At 63.6% G+C, this 1,224-nt stretch carries 2 protein-coding genes; both read left to right on the top strand.

Going from position 1 to position 1,224, the window contains the following annotated elements; translation table 11 throughout:
- The first annotated feature begins 413 nt into the window (after positions 1-413).
- Positions 414-839, top strand: coding sequence for a hypothetical protein (locus AC1DY5_RS56250; protein WP_478122808.1), 426 nt, complete (start codon positions 414-416; stop codon positions 837-839).
- Between the two features lie 173 nt (positions 840-1,012).
- Positions 1,013-1,224, top strand: a 212-nt coding sequence (locus tag AC1DY5_RS56245) for a hypothetical protein (RefSeq protein ID WP_478122807.1), incomplete at its 3' end; no start/stop codon positions are given.

Genomic DNA, 1,224 nt, shown 5'->3' with positions numbered 1-1,224 from the left:
AGGCCTTGGCCACACCCGCGTCGAAGGTCAGCTACAAGGTCCGGCTGCGAACTGGTGCTCGCGGCCATGACCGGGTATCTGTGAACGGCAGCTGTCCGGCAGCTCGGCTCCCTCGGTTGCACCAAGCGAATGACAGGACTACCATGTTGCTGACCGCCCGGGGGTGTCAGCCGTTGCGCTCGGCAGGCTGTTTCACTTGACTCGGCGTGGTCTCGATGAGAGTTGAGAGCGGCCAAGAGCTGGAGAACCGTGATCACTCAACGCAACTTGTCCGTCGGACTGCCATTGGGGTTCGCTCTGGGGTCGCTCACGCGAGTGCGGCCACGCCCAAAGGTCATCGGTTTGCGCAATCCATACCTCAGAGCTAACAATGCCCCCGGTGCGGAGCAGTTCCATGGTGCAATGCTCACATCATGAGTGACCGGCGCATCCTTATCGTGGCGCACCGGACCGCGGCCTCGCCCAAGCTGCTCGCCGCGGTCGCCGAGCGGGCCGCACGCGAGCCGTGCAAGTTCACACTCTTGGTTCCTCGGCCGTATTGGGACCCGGACACTGAGGAGGCGGCCATCACGCTCGAGCTCGCGATTCCGCTGCTCGACACGGCCGCGGGCTCACATGTGCAAGGGATCGTTGGGGCCACCGACCCGTACGAGGCCGTGCGCCAGACGCTCGAGCGCGAGAAGTACGACGAGGTCATCGTCTCGACGCTGCCAGAGCGGATCTCACGGTGGTTGCACCTCGACCTTGCCCACCGCATCGAGCGGTTCGGCGTGCCCGTGAGCGTCGTGACTGCGGACCAGGCGGAGCGCACCCTCTCGCCAGGAGCCGGATCGAGCTGATCGGATGCCGCGCGTCGATCCGAGCCGCGCCTGACTGCGTCTGGATCAGCTGATGCCGGCGATTCAGCGCTTGGGTTTGCACTTCTCAACGGCAGCTTTGGGTCAGGCAATCCTGAACTTCGAACGACGGCACTGGGCCCTGACCGCCATGTCGCGACATTTGGAAGCAGCCGTTGAAGGGCAAAGTCGTTCTTGCCGTCCATTGCCACCAGCTCGATCCGACCAATGCCCTACCCCAAACTTCCTCACGATGTCGGCGAAGGTCAAGTTCCGAAGCAGACGAGCCTGTCGCGAAGGAAAGCCCGAAAGTCAGCTTTCAACGGTCGCCGTCGTTCGGCGCAGAAATTCGACCGGCGGCAACCAGTCTTGAGGTCACCTTCGAGCC

It is taken from the genome of Variovorax sp. P4_D9 (genome assembly GCF_056401695.1).
Note: the sequence above shows the minus strand (reverse complement) of the source record. Positions and strands in the feature narration are given on the sequence as shown.

Coding starts and splice junctions, on each gene's coding strand:
- AC1DY5_RS56250 (WP_478122808.1), top strand. CDS start 414: ATGAGTGACCGGCGCATCCTTATCGTGGCGCACCGGACCGCGGCCTCG.